The 17,644-nt window shown below is 39.8% G+C and carries 18 protein-coding genes; 4 read left to right on the top strand and 14 right to left on the bottom strand.

Going from position 1 to position 17,644, the window contains the following annotated elements; translation table 11 throughout:
- Window positions 1-1,473, top strand: a complete 1,473-nt coding sequence (locus JOC33_RS07325; protein WP_205091846.1) for a UDP-N-acetylglucosamine 2-epimerase — start codon at window positions 1-3, stop codon at window positions 1,471-1,473.
- Here JOC33_RS07325 and JOC33_RS07320 read toward each other — a convergent pair.
- Window positions 1,461-2,528: a YheC/YheD family protein gene (locus JOC33_RS07320; RefSeq protein WP_205091845.1), complete on the bottom strand. Its 1,068-nt coding sequence runs from the start codon at window positions 2,526-2,528 to the stop codon at window positions 1,461-1,463. The two genes, JOC33_RS07325 and JOC33_RS07320, sit on opposite strands and share 13 nt — an antisense overlap.
- A gap of 168 nt (window positions 2,529-2,696) precedes the next feature.
- On the opposite strand from JOC33_RS07320, the gene JOC33_RS07315 reads away from it, so the two are divergent.
- Window positions 2,697-3,458: a YheC/YheD family protein gene (locus JOC33_RS07315; protein ID WP_205091844.1), complete on the top strand. Its 762-nt coding sequence runs from the start codon at window positions 2,697-2,699 to the stop codon at window positions 3,456-3,458.
- Between the two features lie 25 nt (window positions 3,459-3,483).
- Here JOC33_RS07315 and rlmN read toward each other — a convergent pair whose 3' ends face one another.
- Entirely contained in the window at window positions 3,484-4,572 is a 1,089-nt protein-coding gene (gene rlmN / locus JOC33_RS07310) for a dual-specificity RNA methyltransferase RlmN (protein WP_205091843.1), read from the bottom strand.
- Window positions 4,573-4,677: 105 nt separating this feature from the next.
- Window positions 4,678-5,310, bottom strand: coding sequence for a DUF3889 domain-containing protein (locus JOC33_RS07305; protein ID WP_205091842.1), 633 nt, complete (start codon window positions 5,308-5,310; stop codon window positions 4,678-4,680).
- A 161-nt stretch (window positions 5,311-5,471) separates the two neighbouring features.
- Between JOC33_RS07305 and JOC33_RS07300 the strand changes: the two genes are divergently transcribed.
- Together JOC33_RS07300 and JOC33_RS07295 are read left to right on the top strand one after the other, a co-directional pair.
- On the top strand, window positions 5,472-5,762 hold the full coding sequence (locus JOC33_RS07300) for a hypothetical protein (protein WP_205091841.1): 291 nt from the start codon (window positions 5,472-5,474) through the stop codon (window positions 5,760-5,762).
- A gap of 212 nt (window positions 5,763-5,974) precedes the next feature.
- Window positions 5,975-6,226 carry a DNA alkylation repair protein gene (locus JOC33_RS07295; RefSeq protein ID WP_205091840.1) on the top strand — a complete coding sequence of 84 codons (252 nt, stop codon included), beginning with the start codon at window positions 5,975-5,977 and terminating at the stop codon, window positions 6,224-6,226.
- A 171-nt stretch (window positions 6,227-6,397) separates the two neighbouring features.
- On the opposite strand, the gene JOC33_RS07290 is transcribed toward JOC33_RS07295, so the two are convergent.
- The 11 genes from JOC33_RS07290 to JOC33_RS07240 form a co-directional block, all read right to left on the bottom strand.
- Window positions 6,398-7,261: a CvfB family protein gene (locus JOC33_RS07290; protein WP_205091839.1), complete on the bottom strand. Its 864-nt coding sequence runs from the start codon at window positions 7,259-7,261 to the stop codon at window positions 6,398-6,400.
- A 146-nt stretch (window positions 7,262-7,407) separates the two neighbouring features.
- Window positions 7,408-7,821, bottom strand: coding sequence for a flavoprotein (locus JOC33_RS07285; RefSeq protein WP_205091838.1), 414 nt, complete (start codon window positions 7,819-7,821; stop codon window positions 7,408-7,410).
- Between the two features lie 60 nt (window positions 7,822-7,881).
- Entirely contained in the window at window positions 7,882-8,655 is a 774-nt protein-coding gene (locus tag JOC33_RS07280; protein WP_205091837.1) for an SDR family oxidoreductase, read from the bottom strand.
- Window positions 8,656-8,673: 18 nt separating this feature from the next.
- The gene (locus tag JOC33_RS07275) at window positions 8,674-10,191 is read right to left on the bottom strand and encodes an FAD-dependent oxidoreductase (protein WP_239534057.1); all 1,518 of its coding nucleotides are present in this window, start codon (window positions 10,189-10,191) and stop codon (window positions 8,674-8,676) included.
- A 105-nt stretch (window positions 10,192-10,296) separates the two neighbouring features.
- On the bottom strand, window positions 10,297-10,677 hold the full coding sequence (locus tag JOC33_RS07270; protein WP_205091835.1) for a PadR family transcriptional regulator: 381 nt from the start codon (window positions 10,675-10,677) through the stop codon (window positions 10,297-10,299).
- Window positions 10,678-10,930: 253 nt separating this feature from the next.
- Entirely contained in the window at window positions 10,931-12,913 is a 1,983-nt protein-coding gene (locus JOC33_RS07265) for a S9 family peptidase (protein ID WP_239534056.1), read from the bottom strand.
- A 187-nt stretch (window positions 12,914-13,100) separates the two neighbouring features.
- Entirely contained in the window at window positions 13,101-14,093 is a 993-nt protein-coding gene (locus JOC33_RS07260) for a zinc-binding dehydrogenase (RefSeq protein ID WP_205091834.1), read from the bottom strand.
- Window positions 14,090-15,043, bottom strand: a complete 954-nt coding sequence (locus tag JOC33_RS07255) for an ArsA family ATPase (protein ID WP_205091833.1) — start codon at window positions 15,041-15,043, stop codon at window positions 14,090-14,092. Before JOC33_RS07255 ends, JOC33_RS07260 begins: the two co-directional genes overlap by 4 nt.
- 23 nt (window positions 15,044-15,066) lie before the next feature.
- Window positions 15,067-15,333: a cory-CC-star protein gene (locus JOC33_RS07250; RefSeq protein ID WP_205091832.1), complete on the bottom strand. Its 267-nt coding sequence runs from the start codon at window positions 15,331-15,333 to the stop codon at window positions 15,067-15,069.
- Window positions 15,334-15,339: 6 nt separating this feature from the next.
- A complete protein-coding gene (locus JOC33_RS07245) occupies window positions 15,340-15,639 on the bottom strand; it encodes a hypothetical protein (protein WP_205091831.1) in 300 nt (99 codons plus the stop codon).
- A gap of 161 nt (window positions 15,640-15,800) precedes the next feature.
- Window positions 15,801-17,540 (bottom strand): carbon starvation CstA family protein, encoded by a 1,740-nt coding sequence (locus tag JOC33_RS07240; RefSeq protein ID WP_205091830.1) that lies wholly within the window; start codon window positions 17,538-17,540, stop codon window positions 15,801-15,803.
- Window positions 17,541-17,644: the final 104 nt, after the last annotated feature.

The raw sequence follows: 17,644 nt of genomic DNA, 5'->3' as shown, positions 1-17,644 counted from the left end.
TTGTACGGTGAAAATACTTTAACAGGCAAGTTTATTTTGAAGTATGGGTTGACACGCGAATTTCATCAGACATTCCGCCTGCTGAATTATTCAGGTATTTCTTTGCCACTGGCTATGACAGCTCCTTTTCAGCAGTTCATCAAGACTTATATTGAAAAAAACAATACCGTTCCTTTAGAGGAGCTGAAAAATAAATATGATATTCATTCCGTTTGTGATGCACAAAGAAAATTATTTATGGTGCCACAGCGAAAAAAAGACCTTTCCCGGCAGTCTGGCCGTAAAGGAATCATGATGCCTGGTTCTTTATTGCCTCTAGCAATAAAACGATTTCGAAAATACCCTGTTGTCCTGATTGTCACATCTTCTGCAGACAAAAGAAAACTAAATCAGCATCGACTGCCACCGAATTTTGACATCATTGATCTGACTACTTTACTGAAAAAAAACAATTCTAATCATGTAAAGAAGACATACGAAGACAAGATTAAAAAGGTTATCAGCCGGCGAAGAAATCATAGGGTTTTTGGGACGTCTGCTTTTCAAAATAAAATTACCAAATGGACTTCTATGGCTATTAAATATACAAAAGTATTAGAAAAAATAATTCTGGATAGAAATATTAAAATGATTCTAAGTATCGACCTTATTAGTATGCCATGGATGCTGCTCGCTCAATTATCCCATAAATACAAGCTGTCCTATATTTGGATCCAAAACTGGCTTTTGACCGATCATTCAGTGACACCGTCTCTGGCCGACCATCATTGTGTCTGGGGTGAGAATTATAAACAATGGCTAATAAATAAGGGTATCGATGAAAATAAAATATCTGTAGTAGGTAGTATCCGGTTTGAGCTGGAAAGCCCTACTACCCGCATGACTCGTAAAGAACTTTGCCAAAAACTGAACATTCCTGAAAAAAATACTCTCATTACCTTCACTACCCAAGGGACATTTACAAGCATGCTGTTTCCAAAGATAATGCCCTGGTTCAACAAAGTACTCAGAGAATTCCCTGTAACGATTATTATCAAATCAAGAACCCGAGATTTTTCTCTTTACAAAAAATACGAACGACACCCACAAGTGGTTTTATCCCCTTTACCCATACACCTCTATGACACCTTAAAAAATACAGACTATCTGATGACCATTTCGTCTACCACTTCTATTGAAGCGGCGAGCTTTAACAAAGGAATTATCGTACTGCAGCCAGATTTAAGTATTCATTTCGGGAAAGGTTATCAAGGGTACCATAATCATCTTGCCCGTGCTGATGCCGGTCCTGTCATTAGAAATGCCACTGATTTTTATAACGTTGTCAAACATCTACACAAGGATAAAAATGCAAAAGAGGCTATTGTAAAACAAAGTCAGTCATTCCTGAAAAATTCTCTGGATAGGACACAGCTTCCATCCATACAAATTTCCAGGATAGTGCACAAGTATCTAGGCGATCACTCACTTTGATTGAGTAACCATCTCGCATAACCGATTGGATGGAAATAAGTCATTTTCCAAACTTCTAACAGACCTGCTTCCTTAAAAGAGTATCGCTGATCACGGCCATTACACTCAATAAACATTGGAAACCCTTCCGATGTCAATCCGATATCAAGTCCAATATCAGCAAGGCTGGGAATATGGTGATCCAATACATGTGCCACATGCAGAGCTAATTCTTCTAAGCTTAACTTTACTTTTTCTTTATCGAGATCACAATCTTCCAAGATCATTTCTAACGAATAACATCTTCCCCCTCTCGCTACATTGGTTACAAATTTCCCTTTTCCTGCTGCCTTCCCTACCAGTCCAGTTACCTGCCATTCTCCATTTATATCTTTTTGGACAGCGGCTCTGATATCAAAAGCACTTCCATAAAAGGCAGCGAGAGGTATTTTTTCTTGCACAATATAGCCTCCAACCGTGCAGAGATCTTCTAATTTCTTTGGCCAAACTGCCTTTATGGAAAATGCCTGTCTGGACCTGCCATCATCCAAAGTCCAGGTACGCTCGGATTCACGTGTAAGCTTTGATACTCCAGACCCCAACGTGCCAAGGTCAGGCTTGATTATCAATTGCTTATGTTTTTTCATCATTACTTGCAGATTTTCTTTTGTTACTGGCATCGTATCAGGCTGATGTTTTGCCAACTTTGCATCGCTAATAAGTTTGTTGTAAATGTCCAACTTGCTATATCGAGTAATTTCGTTAAAAAAACTAACCCCTTCTTTTTTAAGTAACGTAAATTTGCGTTTATCCATGCCTGTTGTTCCTAACATTCGGTTATGGATAACCCGGGGTTTTTCTATTTTGATTTGTATATAATTATCTTTTTCTGTAGGTACAAGTGCTTTAACGAATTTGTGTCCTGGAATTAAATCGGCTAACCTCAAGTAGCAAAGGGAAACGCCATATTGATCACCAGCTTGTTCGTAAAAAGCTATATTCTCATGGGTGAACGCTTTTCTTTTGATACGGCTGTACAGTACCTCACTTACCAAGATACCTACTTTATCTTTCATGGTTACCTCCTAAATTTCGTCGATTCGAGACTCCTGTACTTATTCATTTTATGTAGTGTTTTCAGATAAAAGTATAGGCATTTGACTCACCCATTTTTTTGCTCGATTGAATAAAATGAAAAACATATCTAATTAATCAAGGTAAGATTTCGAATGGAGATAAAGGTGATGGGAAAATGGCAAATCAATAACAAATTTCATAAAAACCTCCTGCTTAAGAAGAATGCCCACCTCATTTCTGCATTGCCCGTAATGAAAGAATTTAATGAAGAGAACTTAGCTTCCATGCTCCAAACATATAAGACAGTTATCGTTAAACCTGTGAAAGGGTCGGCAGGAAAAGGTATATTTAAAATCAGTTTGCTTGATGATAGTAGTTATGAGCTAAAAATAATGAAAAAAGTGAAAAAACTAAATCAAATATCTGCCGTATTTAAATACTTGGCCAAAAAAAACAATGTTCACAGCCCATTCCTTATCCAGCAATATATCTTCTTGCTTGCAGATAAAGGAAACCCTGTTGACTACCGTGTCATCACCCAGCGGCTGTACGAAGGAAAGTCATGGGAAGTTACAGGAAAGTATGCCCGTATAGCACAGGACGGATATATGCTTACTAACTTTGCGCACGGGGCGAGCATTGTTCCAGTTGAAGACCAATTACATGCTCATCCCAATAAATCGGAGCTCTTGGACAAACTTGATAACATTGCATTATCAGCAGCAGAATCTCTTTCACACCATTTTTACAAGCATTGTATCTGGGGCTGTGACCTGGGGATAGATGTGCATGGTAAGGTGTGGATTATAGAGATAAATTCCCAGCCACAAATAAAAGGGTTTTTGGAACATCAAGCATTACTCCCCATGCACCAAAAGATCCTGAATTATAAAGCGAAGCGTTTGAAAGCAAAAAAAGCACAACGCTGAGAATGCGTTGTGCTTTTAATTTCGTTTAGTTAGCGGCTTTTTCTTTTTGCTGCTTTCTTTTTTTATCTTTTTTTACTTGTTTACTTCGCAATTGACCACATGCAGCATCAATATCTGTACCATTTTCATGGCGGATGACACAATTGATGCCGTTTTTCTTCAAGGTATCATAGAAACCAAGAATAGCTTCCTTTTCACTTCGTTGATACGAATGGTCATCTACCGGATTGTAAGGTATTAAGTTTACATAAGATAAATGTCGTTTATTCTTTAGAAGTTTTGCCAGCTGTTCGGCTTCCTCTTTATGATCATTCACATCCCGGAGCATAATATATTCGAAAGTGATTCTGCGATTCGTCTTCTCTAAATAATAATCGATCGCCGGCATCAATTTATCAAGTGGATATGCTTTGTTGATTTTCATAATCCGGGTCCGCAGTTCATCATTCGGAGCATGCAAGGACAATGCAAGGTTCACTTGTAGATCCTCATCAGCAAACTGATAGATCTGGTCAGCTAAACCACTTGTAGATACAGTAATTTTTCTTGCACCAATAGCCAGACCTTTTTGCGAATTGACAATGCGCAGGAAGTCCATTGTATTGTCATAATTATCAAATGGCTCACCTATCCCCATTACTACGATATGGCTCACTCTGTCTCCCTGTCCTTTATCATCCAAAGCATGCTGGACATTCATGATCTGTTCGACAATTTCTCCACTTGTCAAATCACGGCTTTTCTTCAATAAGCCACTTGCACAGAAAGAGCAGCCGATATTGCATCCTACCTGGGTAGTCACACAGACTGATAAGCCGTAATGGAACCTCATCAATACTGTCTCAATGACATTTCCATCCTGCAGTTTAAAGAGAAATTTAATTGTACCATCAGCTGACTCCTGTTTGACTTCTTGCTTCAGTGTCTGGATGACAAAGTTCTCCTCCAATAGCTGGATACATTCTTTATTGACATTGTGCATTTCAGAAAATTCTTTGACGCGTTTATTATATAGCCAATCCCATACCTGGGAAGCACGGAATTTCTTATGTCCTCGTTCCATCAGCCAATCAGTCAACTGATCGAATGTCAGATCATATATTGATTGCTTCATTCCTAACCCTCATTTCAATTTCGAGCATTCATTCCTATAGTACTAGAAGTATTGCCACGGTGCAAATACTTAATCATTTTAAGGGCTGGATTAATTCTGATCAAGTTATACTTCCCTGATATCAATAGAAAGTATGCGATCGTTAGTTGGGTTGTATGTTACCACGCCTTGAACATTTATTGTTTCCTGTTGGGATTGAAGGACATATTCATAAGTTTCCCGCATCTCATTGGCTGATACTTGTGTCTTACTTACTGTCTCATAATTGGTTATACCATAATTTGGATAGGCTGCCTGAGTAATTTCCAGTAAATATTTCCCCCACTTTTCCTCCTCTAATTCTGGCGACGGAGTAATTTCAACATTGATAATTCCAGCATCCAAATTTGCTCCGAGTGCTTGAAAGGCTTCACGATGAAGGTTAAGTTTGTTACGAGGATAATTTGGAACTTGATCGACAACCGTTACGATTACTTCCCTCCCATTAGCTGGATTTCGTACTTTTAGTGTCTGCCCGCATTGATATGGAGAATTTTGCCCGACAGCCACAGTCATATTGGCATTTTGGGACCAAGGAATTCCGCATTGAGTGACACTCCCACCCTCGGTCCATGATGCCTGCCCGGCCACTGTCTGTTGCCGGTATATTGGATAGTAATGGAACTGAGGATAAGCGCGATAAGGATTTGCACAAATTCTGTGATACGGAGATCCTCCGTAACAATAGTATGGAAACATACAAACTCCTCCTGTCTTTAGTTAAACGGCTTTTATAAACTATGCTTATGGCAGGTTGGCCTGTGACAGGATGGTACAGGCATGACGCCCGTCGTTCTATATTCCTTCTATTATTTTTTATATAATGGAGTCATATACTCTTTACTAGGAGGCTGCCAGTGATGGACAAAAAACAACTCGAACAGCAAATCATCCAAAATTACAAGAATGAAGAGCAAACAATGATATTGATATTTGCTCAATGGTGCATCAATCATAACCTCGATCCATCTGCCATATACCAAAAAGCTTATCCCGATCAGGTTAATAATCGAGCTTTAGAAGAAGCGATTGCTTCCACGGTTCCTAAACAGGAAGCTCAGGATATTCCCAATCAGACACTGATAGATGTACTGTCGGTATTTGGAAATGAAGATTTAGCTTTCGTGGTTACTGAGGAAATTGAAAAATGAATAGAGGTAACTGATAATGTCATTAATAATCTATAATTAATCATTTTGTTAAACCTTAGAAAAAGATGAAAAGGTCTGTTTGGATATAAAACTCCAATCAGCCCTTGTTAATAACCCATTTCTAAACCTTCTGTTTATCAGAAACCTAGAAAAAATAAGGGTTTTTTATAATCTGGAAAGAATCGGGAATAATATATGGCGGAGGTGTTATAATGGCAAAACCATATTTATGCCCTGGCTGTAAAACTAATCGTTCCCGGTTTAATAAAATCCAGCAGGTAGCATCTGCAGTAAAATTGGATCCCGGCAGTGGTGAGATGATGGAATCCTATACAGAAGATAATTTAGATCCTTTCCACATGGGGTATAAAGGTCCAGAATACAAAATCCAATGTGGTTCCTGCGGGCTAATTGAAGACGAACATACCTTTATAAAACACGCAGAATTCAATCCAAGAAAATAAAAAAGCACTTACCCTAAGTGCTTTTTTTACATTCCAAATGTATAAAATTTCTCTGCTGAGATGACTTACGACGTTGTGTTAATTTTAAAGTTCTAGTATAAGGTTAACTAATACATTCACGGAAGGACGAGTGAATGCGAGTTTTTCTACTAGTGCTCTATCTTTTGGAGCTCAATTCTTTGTTGTCATTATTGTCTTACCATCCTGTTGGATAACTTTGTTTTCCTTCATTAATTTTCCGAGTGCCCGTTTAAAAGCAGCCTTGCTGATATGAAAGGTACCACGTATATCATCTGGATCACTTTTGTCGGAAAAAGGAATTTCGCCTCCAGCTTCTTCTAAATATTCCATAATTAAATCAGCATCGTCAATCATACTCTCCTGTTTAAGAGGAAGAAGGGAGACATTTATGGTGCCATCATCTTTTACATCAATGACTCGGCCCTGAATAGTTTCACCGAGCCGTGGTTCACGTTTCCGTTCATTCGGGTGGATAAAAGCACGATACCCTTCTTCGGTAAGAGCAAATGACCCTGCCTTGGCAGCCCTGTATACCCTGGCCGTTATATTTTTCTTTAACAGAGATACAGGAGCCCGTTCAATGTCTTCCGTCACTTCTCCTTCTGTTATCGGCTTCGCCAGCAGCCGTCCTTTCTTATCTAATTCCAGGCTAACAAACAAATAGTCCCCTACAGTTGGCCAAACCCGTTCCATGACAGGAAGGTCATCTTTAGAAACAAGTATTTCTTTATCGATTCCGATATCAACAAAAACCCCGAGGTTTTTTACTACTTCAACGACTACTGCCCAACCGAATGATTCCAACGTTATATCCGGGAGCTGCATGGTTGCTATCTTTTCTCCTTTCTTATCAAAATAAAGAAATACTTCTATGGAGTCATCAAGCTCTATCCTTTCATCCGCATCTTCGTTTGGAAGCATGACCACTTCCTTACCTTTTGTCAGGACAAAGCCTTCTGTTTTCTTTTTCAGAACTGTTAATTTTTGTATCGTACCGATCTGCAATTCATTCATGTTCTTACCTACTTTCCATTTAAAAACTTGATACCTATTATAGCTTACCCTGATAATAGTGCAAAATAGCATCCCTAATTAAATCAGCAAAGTTCTAAGGGAGCCATCCCCTTAATTAAGTGGATGACTCCCTTTTTTCAGATAGGTTAAGTAAATTGGAGATTCCTGGTTTTATCTAATGCGATACCGGCTTCGATGTAACTTCTCACCAACTTCCAGTTTCGCTTATGATCGAGTTTAAAGGTTTCAAAAAAAAGATTACCCGTTTTCATGATATTTCCTTTTATTCGCAAAGTCGCTGTCAAAATAGACATAAATTCATCTTCCTGTATTGGAATCAGTGCCACTTCTTCAATTTCCCAATGAGCTTCATTCTCTCTGACAAACTTAAACCCTTGCTCCCAGCCTTCCAAAGATTCTTTGTAACCAAAATCAACGATCTGCCCATTTCTAACTTCCCTGGCCTGGTAATCTTCCGAAATCGTTTCCTTAAACCCTTGCAAAGAAGAATTTCGCCACATGGTAAGGAAGGATTCGTGGAATTTGGCATAGTCTTCCATTGGGGACCTCCTTAAATCAATCTACATGAATAATTCGATAAAGGCTGGCCAATTCCTTTTTTAAAGAAGAGATTCAGCTCCATCAATATAAATTTCTGTTCCTGTAATATGACTGGAATGCTCTGAGGCAAGGAAATACACCAAGTCTGCTATTTGCTCAGGATTTCCGGGAGCGTTTTCAAGTGGTTTGTCCCCATTTGGAAATTCAACCGGTATACGTACTTTATCAAGATTCCCTTTTTCCTCGGTGTTTTGCCCGATATTAGTGTCAACTGCTCCGGGACAAATGGCATTTACCCTAATCTTATATCTGGCAAGCTCTAAAGCTGCCATTTTCATAAAGGTTATTTGTCCTGCCTTAGAGCTGCTGTACGCAGAAAAACCAATATTAGAAAAGGTACGACTCCCATTAATGGAACTAGTAATAATGATACTTCCTCCAACTTCTTTCATATAGGGAATGGCATGCTTGACTAACAAGAAAGTACTTTTCAAATTGGTTTGGATAGTATGGTCCCAATCGGAAGCTTCCATTTCTTCAATAGGAGCGATGGTACCATTAATACCTGCATTGTCAAATAATACATCGATGCGCCCCCATTTTTCAAAAACGTGTCTGATTCCAGAGGCAACCTTTTCCTCATTCGACACATCAACATTTTCTATCATGTAAGTACCGCCACTACTGTCAATGAATTCTCCTACTTCCCTTGCTCTTTCTTCCTTTAATTCAAATAGTGCAACCCGGTATCCTTGTTCAGCAAGCTTTAAAGCAGCAGCTTTACCGATACCTGACCCCCCACCTGTTACGATTGCAGTTTTTTGTTCTCCCATTTGTAACCCTCCTTCTTTCTAGTTATGGTAGTTTTTCAGTGGTTTTGTAGCAGGTCCTTCAATGACTTCCCCACTTGGTGTAAATCTCGAACCATGACATGGGCAATCCCATGAACATTCAGCTGTGTTCCATTGAAGGTCACAGCCCATATGGGTACAAGTAGTGTCCACCAGGCTTACACCCCCGTTTGAAGCCTTGTATGCCCCTAGCTTTTTTCCACGGTAGTTGACGATTCCGCCTTCATTCGGCTGTAAATTTTCCATATCTGTTTCCTTACGATGCAATTTACCTTTGAAGAGCTCTTTGGCAACATCCATATTTTCTTTTGTGAAATTCTTAACATCCTGGGAGGCATTAAAACGGGATGGAGAAAAAAGTTTTTCATAAGGACTCCCATTTCCTGTTATCAAATCACTTATCACTTTTCCTGCCACTGTCCCATTACTCATTCCCCACTTAGCAAAACCTGTAGCGACATAGATATTCGGGTTATTTCTAGTAATTGGACCGATATAAGGAATCCGATCCAAAGTGCTGATATCCTGTGAGGACCATCTATAAGGAATATCCTTTACAGAAAAATTTTTTTCAGCGAATTCCTTAAGCTTTTCATAATGGTTATACGTATTTTCACTTTGACCACTGGTATGTCCTTCCCCACCAATCAGAAGTAACTCTTCTCCATTACTTCCTAGAGCATGCCGAAGTGACTTCTTTGGTTCTTCTGTACTTAAATACATACCTTTTGGGGGTGGCCCGTTTGTCTTTACTGCTATTGTGTAGGATCGTTCTACATGCAGACGTGCAAAGTACATTCCATTTAAATCTTTAAAAGGAAAATGGGACGCAATCACGACATGGTCGGATAAAACAGAATGGCCTTTTCTTGTTTTAACTTCAGGTAAAGTTCCTTTTTTAATATCAACGGCCCTGGTGTTCTCAAAAATATGCGTATCCTTTTGCTTCAAGTAAATAAGTAAGGACTTCAGGTATTTTAATGGGTGAAACTGTGCCTGTTGATTCATTTTGACAGCAGATTGTATTGGGAATGGTAAAACACTGTTATCAGCCAGCCCTCCATCTATCCCAAGATCCTTATATGCTTCTGCTTCTTTTTCAATTTTTCTGTTACCAGATGGGGCTGCTGAGTAGACAATGGAAGGCTGATAGGAAAAATCACAGTCAATCTTAAGATCTGTACGGATATCGTCAATATAGTGCAAACCTTCCTGGTTAGCGAGATAGTACTTCTTTGCTGTTTCCTTTCCGAATGTTCTAATCAGATGATCATAGATAAGTCCGTGCTGCGCACTTAACTTCGCTGTAGTATATCCGGTAGTACCATTGATAACTTTACCAGCCTCCAAAAGCACAACCTTAAAACCTTTCTTAACGAGAAAATAGGCAGTTGTTATTCCTGTAATACCAGAACCGATGACAGTAACATCGGTCTCCATGTCCCTGTCTAATTGCGGAAAGCTGTCTATTGTTGTATCCCTCCATAAAGGCTGGGGGGAATTTGGAATGCCATTCATGTCCATCCTCCTTGGGTAATTTATTATTACATACCCAATTGATGGAAATCTCACGCCATGATTTTTAAATATAATCGACATGAGAGTTAAACATGGTATAACTGATCACTTATAAATCTCTTTCATGATTTTATTTAGAATTTCTATTTGTTCTTCAAATAATAGGTGGTACCTTTTCTTCAAAATATCAAATTCTTCTTTCCCTGTATCTGTAAGAGAATACCAATATACCTTCTGTCTTTTTTTATCATGAGATTTATAATCTTCTTTCCGCCTGAGGAGTCCTTCTTCTGTCATGTCATGCAGGGTATCGAGTAAAGTAGATGGAGCAGGAATCCAGTTTTTTGTAAGCTTTTGAAATTCCTTCTTAAAATGTTCACTGATCATCGGCGGGTTAACTTGTAAAAGATGCATAATATAAAATTTGGTAAACTGTGCTGCAGTCATATTCAACGCAAATTTTTTCGGGTTATTTTTATGGGACATCCTTCTACCTCCTCCAATGTTAACTAATAAATAAATTAGAAATATTTACATATCTCCAGTATAAAAGCTTGCAATTCATTTAGATATTGATAAGCTTATTGCTGGAGATTTTTTTATTTAAAGTTCGGAGTTGCTACTAAGTTTGAAGTAGAATTATATAGTGATTGTGATTGCAATGAGATTAGGTTGTTGGTATGTGATCTAGTGAGCAATTCGAGGCGTATTAAAAGCTGGGTGAAAACCCAGCTTTTCTTTATAACTTCTGTTCGAACCATCTCAAAATATGATACAGTCTTTCCATTCGCAACGAGGGTTTTCCGGTTCTTGATAAATTATGATCCGCATCAGGTATACGTATGAATTCCGTTTCTTTCTCCTGACGTTTTAATGCAATGAATAGCTGCTCTGCCTGCTCAATCGGACAACGTAAATCGTCTTCGCTGTGCATAATAAGAAGTGGTGTAGTTATCCTGTCAGCATATGCAAGGGGTGATTGTTTCCATAGCTTGTCAAAATCCCTTAAATCGGCTTGTAATTGCCATTCACAGAAATAATAACCAATGTCGCTTACCCCATAGAAGCTGATCCAATTAGAGATGCACCTCTGTGTCACTGCTGCATTGAATTTGTTTGTATGACTGACAATCCAGTTGGCCATAAACCCTCCATAACTTCCACCGGACAGACCAAGGCGCTCCCTGTCAATAAAATCATAGGAATCCAGTATGTATTCCAATCCATTCATGATATCCATATAATCGTTCCCGCCATAATCACCACGTACTGCATCGACAAATTCCTGGTTATAGCCGTGTGAACCTCGCGGATTAATATAGCCTACGACATACCCTTTTGCAGCAAGCAGCTGCATTTCATGGAAAAACGTATTTCCATACATAGCGTGCGGTCCTCCGTGGACTTGATAGATAAACGGATATCTACTATTTTCATCGAAATTTACTGGCTTTAAGATCCAGCCATGTACCTCCCAACTGTCCGTACTCAGGAAAGTGAATTCTTCCGGGGTGGATAAGGTCATTTCGTTGAACCAATGGTCGTGATGATGTGTCACTTGTATCTTTTCATTCGAATTTTCTTTCCATAAATAGAGCTCTCCTGGTTTAACAGACGTTGTTATCGCAAAAATAAATTGACCAGAAGTACGATTGAAATCAAATCCATAAATGTGTTGCTTTTCGGACCAAAATAATTTAGTGTTTCCATCGGAAGTACCACTATAAATCACTACGTTCCCTTCAACACTTACTGCAAAATAAAGCAAATCGTCATTCTGCCATTTTATCCCTGGCATTCTGCTCCCCTGCTGTATGTCTGCGATGGTAAAATCACCAACTGGAAGATCCAAGTCAGCTGTTATGTTTTCCATACTTTTCGTTTCTGTACTATACAAAAGAATATCGGCATGGGTTGCATTTTTATAGGACACGCCTTCGAAGACAATTCCCAGCTTGCTTCCACCAGGGGACCAGCAGGCATAAGATACATATCCCTTTTCTGTTGGAATGGTTTCCCACTCATTCGCTGTCAAATGATATAAATAAAGCTCTGTATTAAATGAAAAGTCTTTGTTTTCAGCTTGATCTCCCGACATGGCAATTGATCTGCCATCAGGTGACCAGCAGTGTAGTTGAAAGCTGTGTTTCTCATTCGTGATCGGATGTATCATTTCCGTAGATAAATCAAGGATTCCTATCTGTTGTTCCACCCCCCTTAACAAACCTGAACCATCTGCTTTATATTTCATATCAGTGACTACTATTGCTGCTGGGTTCTTTTCTTCCTTATCTAATTCAACTGTTTTGTGAAAGGACTCATTCTTCTTTAAACCAGCCTGTAAGGCAATCGATTTCCCGTCTGGAGACCATTCAAATGTGGTGATGCCATTTGGACAGGCTGTCATCTGCTTTGCTTCTCCGCCGACAGATGACATAATAAATAATTGGCTTTGTTCATTCCTGTCTGATAGAAATCCAAGTTTTTTTCCATCCGGAGACCATTTTGGTAAAGTGTTTCGATTATTTCCGAATGTCCACTGACAGTTCTCTCTAGTATTGGAATCATAATAATAGAGATTGGATATGTATTTGTCCTCTTCTTCATCCAAATCGGTTTTGACATATATAACACCTTTGCCATCAGGTGACCATTGAGGGTCCGTTACTGATGACAGATTAAAAAGATCTTTCTCCGATATGAATCTATTGTCCGCTTCCATCGTCATTCCTCCCTTGTTTTCTTTTACATTGAATTCGCTAACAACGAGTAAACTCCTTCAAATGTTTCCCTTTTATGTAAATATACTTAAAACGTTAAAATTGCCGCTACTTCAAAACGCATCTTTTTATAAAAATCAATGCTTTTATAATCATTAAAACCCCATGGCAATTAGCCATGGGGGCGCCTCATTCATTTAGAAAGCCGATTTTTCCGAAGTTTTTTGTTTCTTTCAGATAATCAAATGCTTCTTTATACTGGGACAGTTTGAACATACGGTCGAGCTCTGGCTTAATATCATTTTTTTTGATAAATGCCAGCATATCCCGGAATTCTTCCCTGCTGCCCATTGTAGAGCCCAACAGGTTATACTGGCCGTAGAAAAACTTGCGGATATCAATTTTTACTTCATCCTCAGTCGTCGCACCGAATGTGACAATCGTTCCGCCTTTACGAATAATACCAAGTGATTTATCAAACGTTGCTCTCCCTATGCTTTCAACTAACACATCAACTGCTTCATTCTTTAATTCTTCCTGCCAGTCCGATTGTGTCAAAATCCCCACATCCGCGCCAAGTGCTTTAGCTGCTTCCAATTTTTGTTCGCTCCTTGACGTGACAATCACTCTTGCACCTGCTGCCTTGGCAAATTTCAATGCAAATGTTAAGACACCGCTCCCTATTCCAGGTAGCATGACCGTGTCATTCTGCTTGATTTTCGCTCGAGTGAACAACACACGATATGCTGTCAAAGCAGCAAGTGGCAATACTCCAGCTTCCTCCCAGGAAAGATGTTCCGGTTTCGTTTCTATATTCTCAGCAGGCACAACGATGTATTCCGCAAATGTTCCATGGTCAGGGAGTCCAAGAATCTCAAATCCTTCCGGCGGCGCCTCACTATTTTTCAACCATCCAAGTCCTGGATTAATGATTACCTCGTCGCCAGCTTGCCACCCGTTTACATCGTTTCCTACATCTGCAATTACCCCAGCCCCGTCAGAACCCAGGATGAGCGGAGGCTGGTCAGCCTTATGCCTTGTGGTAACGGCAACGTCCCGCCTGTTCATTCCAGAAGTTTTTAATTTAACTTTGACCGTTCCCGGTTTCGTTTCTAAATCATAGATATCCCGGAAACTTAGTCCGGGTATTCCTTCTGTTTTTTCATGCACGATAGCTTTCATGGTGACTCCTCCTTCATTAAATACTGTAAATGATCTGCGAATCGCTGCAATTTGTCCAAGTCGGAAACATCCTCTTCAAATAAAGGCACCCGCACAAGCTGCTTTTGTGAAAATATATCCTCTATCTGAGTAAGATAATCTAGTTCCTGTTTACGTCTTTTTGCGAGGAATTCCCCATCTGCGTGAGCAGGAAGCACTTTATTGACGATCAATGTTTCGATATGAAGATCGTGGCTGTCCAGTTGTTTTATTGCCTGCTTTGTTTCAAGAATTGGCAGCCGTTCAGGAATCAGAACAAATATGAACCCTGTCTTTTCCCCATCGAGGATTATTTCTCTTACTGCTGTAAACTTTTCCTTCCTTTTTTGCAGAATCTCATATATTGGATCATCAACCGGCTCCCCGTCATTAAGCAGCTGAGTATAATTATCATTGATTTTTTTTCTTTTTTCCAGCATGCCATCGATCCAAACACTCATCAATTCTGGTAAGGTTAACAGCCTGATTGTATGTCCGGTTGGAGCTGTATCAAAAATAATCTTGTCAAAGGAGGCAGCTTCTTCCAATATGATTGAAATAAGGCGGTCAAAGAGAGCTGCTTCGTCTGCACCTGGGGATGCGCTTGCCATATCAATCTGTCTGTGTACCTCTTCCACCATCCGTGAATGGACTAGTCCCTGAAGATTTTCCTTTACACCTTGGATATAACGTTTCGATTCTTTATGGGGGTCCACTTCGATACCATAAAGGTCGTTGGCAAGTTTAGTTTTTTCATGCTTTACTTGTTTATGGAATATATCACCAAGGTTGTGGGCAGGGTCGGTCGATACAATCAGTGTCTTATACCCGGCGTTGGCAAAAGCCATCGCAAGTGCAGCAGACGAAGTAGACTTGCCAACTCCTCCCTTGCCCCCTACGAATATGATTTTTTTGTTGTTTAAACCTTGCATAAATGTAATCCTTTCTTATTCGACTAACAGCACCTGATTCCGTCAAGAGGCGATTTTTCCATGCCCATGCGCAGATGCCAATCGTGAAATTTCTCAATGATAAATGGATAGAGTTCCAAGGTATAATAGAAAGCCGGGTTTGGTATCCCTAACATATCAGAGTAAACAAGCAGTAGAAATAAATCGTCTTCATCTCTAAGTTCCCTTGCTACTTCTGTTTTGTGAGGAAGGCTTAGCACTTCATCATACCATTCAATCAAACGCTTCAGGGAAAATTTCTTTTCATTCATATAAGCTCACTCCCTGCTGTTTATCTTTTTATTAATCAGTTTATCATAATCATTGAAATTTTTAATATATTCTCCATCAACGAAAATAGCGTTGAGTTTCATATGACAGCAGATATACTTGAGAGCTTCAGTGATGGATATATTAGATTTCCTGACATGTTTAAAGAAATAGGCTGCGAATGCGAATACATTTCTCGGGTCAAGAAAGGTGACATCAACTTGGCCCTCATATTTTTCCATTGTCCTGCAATATATTTCCCCCATTTTCTGCCGGTCTGATTCCTGGTGTTTGAATTCTTCATTCATTGTGATGAACCCGTCACCACTAATGCCTCCGCATCATCCTAAGCCAATTTCATTTTCACTGCGAATAATGATAATATCCACCATGGTCTAACCCTCCTTTAAAAAGAAAAACCGCACTGTTTCCATGCGGTTTTTCTTTCTTAGAATTTCAATGAAAGGATTTAAGCACTTTTTTCAATTTTACCGTCTTTATTCGACATGATAGCGGAGAACGCAGTCAATAAAATCCAGAAGGTAAATATTAGAATAATCGCACCAAAAGTGAACAGCATCCAGTCACTGCCCTCCACCCAAGGTGCCCATTGCGTAAATACCTGGTCGATCATCGCATATAGCGTCATAAACATGACAAAGATCATTGGAATGATAGTCGGAAGGTAATTCCTTCCAAGTCTTTTCAGCCATATAGATATCAACAACAGGCTGATACCCGCAAGAAGCTGGTTGGAAGTACCGAATAACGGCCATAACAGATAACCACCTGAGCCGAAGCCTTTTGGTCCTTGAGGAATTAATGTTAAAGCGGCACTGGAAACAACGGCAACAGTTGTAGCAACGTGCATTTTGGTAAGTGGTGTTACCTTATATTCCGCACCAAGCTCAGAAATGATATAGCGCATCAGACGGACAGAAGAATCGAGCGTCGTTGCTGCAAAGCTTACAACAATAACTGAAACAATGGTAGCTGCAACGGTCGCCGGAATTCCAAGTCCTGCTGCCAGTTGAGATGCACCCTGGATAAAGACATTAAGTCCGGAACCACTTGATGCAGTAAAGCTGCTGTAGGTGGCAGTAAACTCCCCTGCTGTCGGGAAGAATGTGACAACAGCTATAATGGCAATAAGTGCGAGCGCACCTTCCCCAATGGAACCCAGATATCCAACAAAGCGGGCATCTGTCTCCTTGTCCAGCTGCTTAGATGAAGTTCCTGAAGAAACCAAGCCATGAAAGCCGGAAATTGCCCCACAGGCAACGGTGATAAATAAAAGCGGGAACCAGGAAACATCATTTGCACTTGGATTAGTAACAGGTGCTGTCACTTCAGGGTTTGTGAATAATAATCCGAGGTACAGCAGTCCCAAACCGACTACAAGCTGATGGGAATTAATATAATCCCGCGGCTGAAGCAGTTTCCAAACAGGCAGTGTTGATGCAATATACACATATACCATTAAGACGATAATCCAAACGAGAAATGCCATAGAAGTGGCATTCAGGCCAAATAATGTTGTAGCACCTTCGCCTCCGAAGTAACTGACCAGGTCAATTTGCAAAGCTGGGACGTAGGTGGCTATGATTGCTGCAAGGTACATTACTGCAAGAGCAATAATGGATGGTAGCAGCATATTTCCTTTTTTCTTATATACGTTGTACCCAATCCAGACGGCCAACGGAATTTGAATGAATACAGACAGCACGCTTGCCGGGAAAGAAATAAACAGGTTGGCAATAACCCAGGCAAATACTGCATTGACCATCAGAACTAATAACAAGATAATGAATAAAAACAATATTTTGGCTCTTTGACCGATCAATTTACTTGCTAACGTACCTACTGATTGTCCTTTATTCCTGACAGATAACACCAGTGTACCGAAATCATGGACACCTGCAGCAAATACTGTTCCTAATAAGACCCATACCAATGCCGGGAGCCATCCCCAATAAACAGCTATAGCTGGTCCCACGATGGGGGCAGCGCCTGCGACAGAGGTGAAGTGATGTCCCCATAGGACGAACTTATTGGTAGGAACAAAGTCCACCCCATCCCTGTATTGATGGGCAGGTGTCTTATAGTTTGGATCAAGACGATATATTTTTTCAGCTATAAATTTCGAATAATATTTATAGCCAAGGAAAAAGACAATACCGCCTACTAACGCTAGCCAAATACCACTCATAAAACCCCTCCTTGATCATTTTCTGCAAGCATTGTACACGCTTACAATCATGTTCATTATACACTGGTAGTTTTCTCAATTTCAAGATAATTGACTGACTAATC

This window comes from Thalassobacillus pellis (genome assembly GCF_016908295.1).
Taxonomy (GTDB): Bacteria; Bacillota; Bacilli; order Bacillales; family Halobacillaceae; genus Thalassobacillus; species Thalassobacillus pellis.
The sequence above is the reverse complement of the archived record's forward strand: the minus strand, read 5'-3'. Positions and strand labels throughout refer to the sequence as shown.

Excerpts from the sequence above, each read along its gene's own strand:
- JOC33_RS07320 (WP_205091845.1), bottom strand. The coding sequence starts at position 2,528 with ATGAAAGATAAAGTAGGTATCTTGGTAAGTGAGGTACTGTACAGCCGT.
- JOC33_RS07270 (WP_205091835.1), bottom strand. The coding sequence starts at position 10,677 with ATGTCCCATAAAAATAACCCGAAAAAATTTGCGTTGAATATGACTGCA.
- JOC33_RS07275 (WP_239534057.1), bottom strand. The coding sequence starts at position 10,191 with ATGAATGGCATTCCAAATTCCCCCCAGCCTTTATGGAGGGATACAACA.
- JOC33_RS07285 (WP_205091838.1), bottom strand. The coding sequence starts at position 7,821 with ATGGAAGACTATGCCAAATTCCACGAATCCTTCCTTACCATGTGGCGA.
- JOC33_RS07245 (WP_205091831.1), bottom strand. The coding sequence starts at position 15,639 with ATGAATGAAGAATTCAAACACCAGGAATCAGACCGGCAGAAAATGGGG.
- JOC33_RS07300 (WP_205091841.1), top strand. The coding sequence starts at position 5,472 with ATGGACAAAAAACAACTCGAACAGCAAATCATCCAAAATTACAAGAAT.
- JOC33_RS07260 (WP_205091834.1), bottom strand. The coding sequence starts at position 14,093 with ATGAAAGCTATCGTGCATGAAAAAACAGAAGGAATACCCGGACTAAGT.
- JOC33_RS07305 (WP_205091842.1), bottom strand. The coding sequence starts at position 5,310 with ATGTTTCCATACTATTGTTACGGAGGATCTCCGTATCACAGAATTTGT.
- rlmN (WP_205091843.1), bottom strand. The coding sequence starts at position 4,572 with ATGAAGCAATCAATATATGATCTGACATTCGATCAGTTGACTGATTGG.
- JOC33_RS07250 (WP_205091832.1), bottom strand. The coding sequence starts at position 15,333 with ATGAATGAAAAGAAATTTTCCCTGAAGCGTTTGATTGAATGGTATGAT.
- JOC33_RS07315 (WP_205091844.1), top strand. The coding sequence starts at position 2,697 with ATGGGAAAATGGCAAATCAATAACAAATTTCATAAAAACCTCCTGCTT.
- JOC33_RS07295 (WP_205091840.1), top strand. The coding sequence starts at position 5,975 with ATGGCAAAACCATATTTATGCCCTGGCTGTAAAACTAATCGTTCCCGG.
- JOC33_RS07290 (WP_205091839.1), bottom strand. The coding sequence starts at position 7,261 with ATGAATGAATTGCAGATCGGTACGATACAAAAATTAACAGTTCTGAAA.
- JOC33_RS07280 (WP_205091837.1), bottom strand. The coding sequence starts at position 8,655 with ATGGGAGAACAAAAAACTGCAATCGTAACAGGTGGGGGGTCAGGTATC.
- JOC33_RS07265 (WP_239534056.1), bottom strand. The coding sequence starts at position 12,913 with ATGGAAGCGGACAATAGATTCATATCGGAGAAAGATCTTTTTAATCTG.
- JOC33_RS07240 (WP_205091830.1), bottom strand. The coding sequence starts at position 17,540 with ATGAGTGGTATTTGGCTAGCGTTAGTAGGCGGTATTGTCTTTTTCCTT.
- JOC33_RS07255 (WP_205091833.1), bottom strand. The coding sequence starts at position 15,043 with ATGCAAGGTTTAAACAACAAAAAAATCATATTCGTAGGGGGCAAGGGA.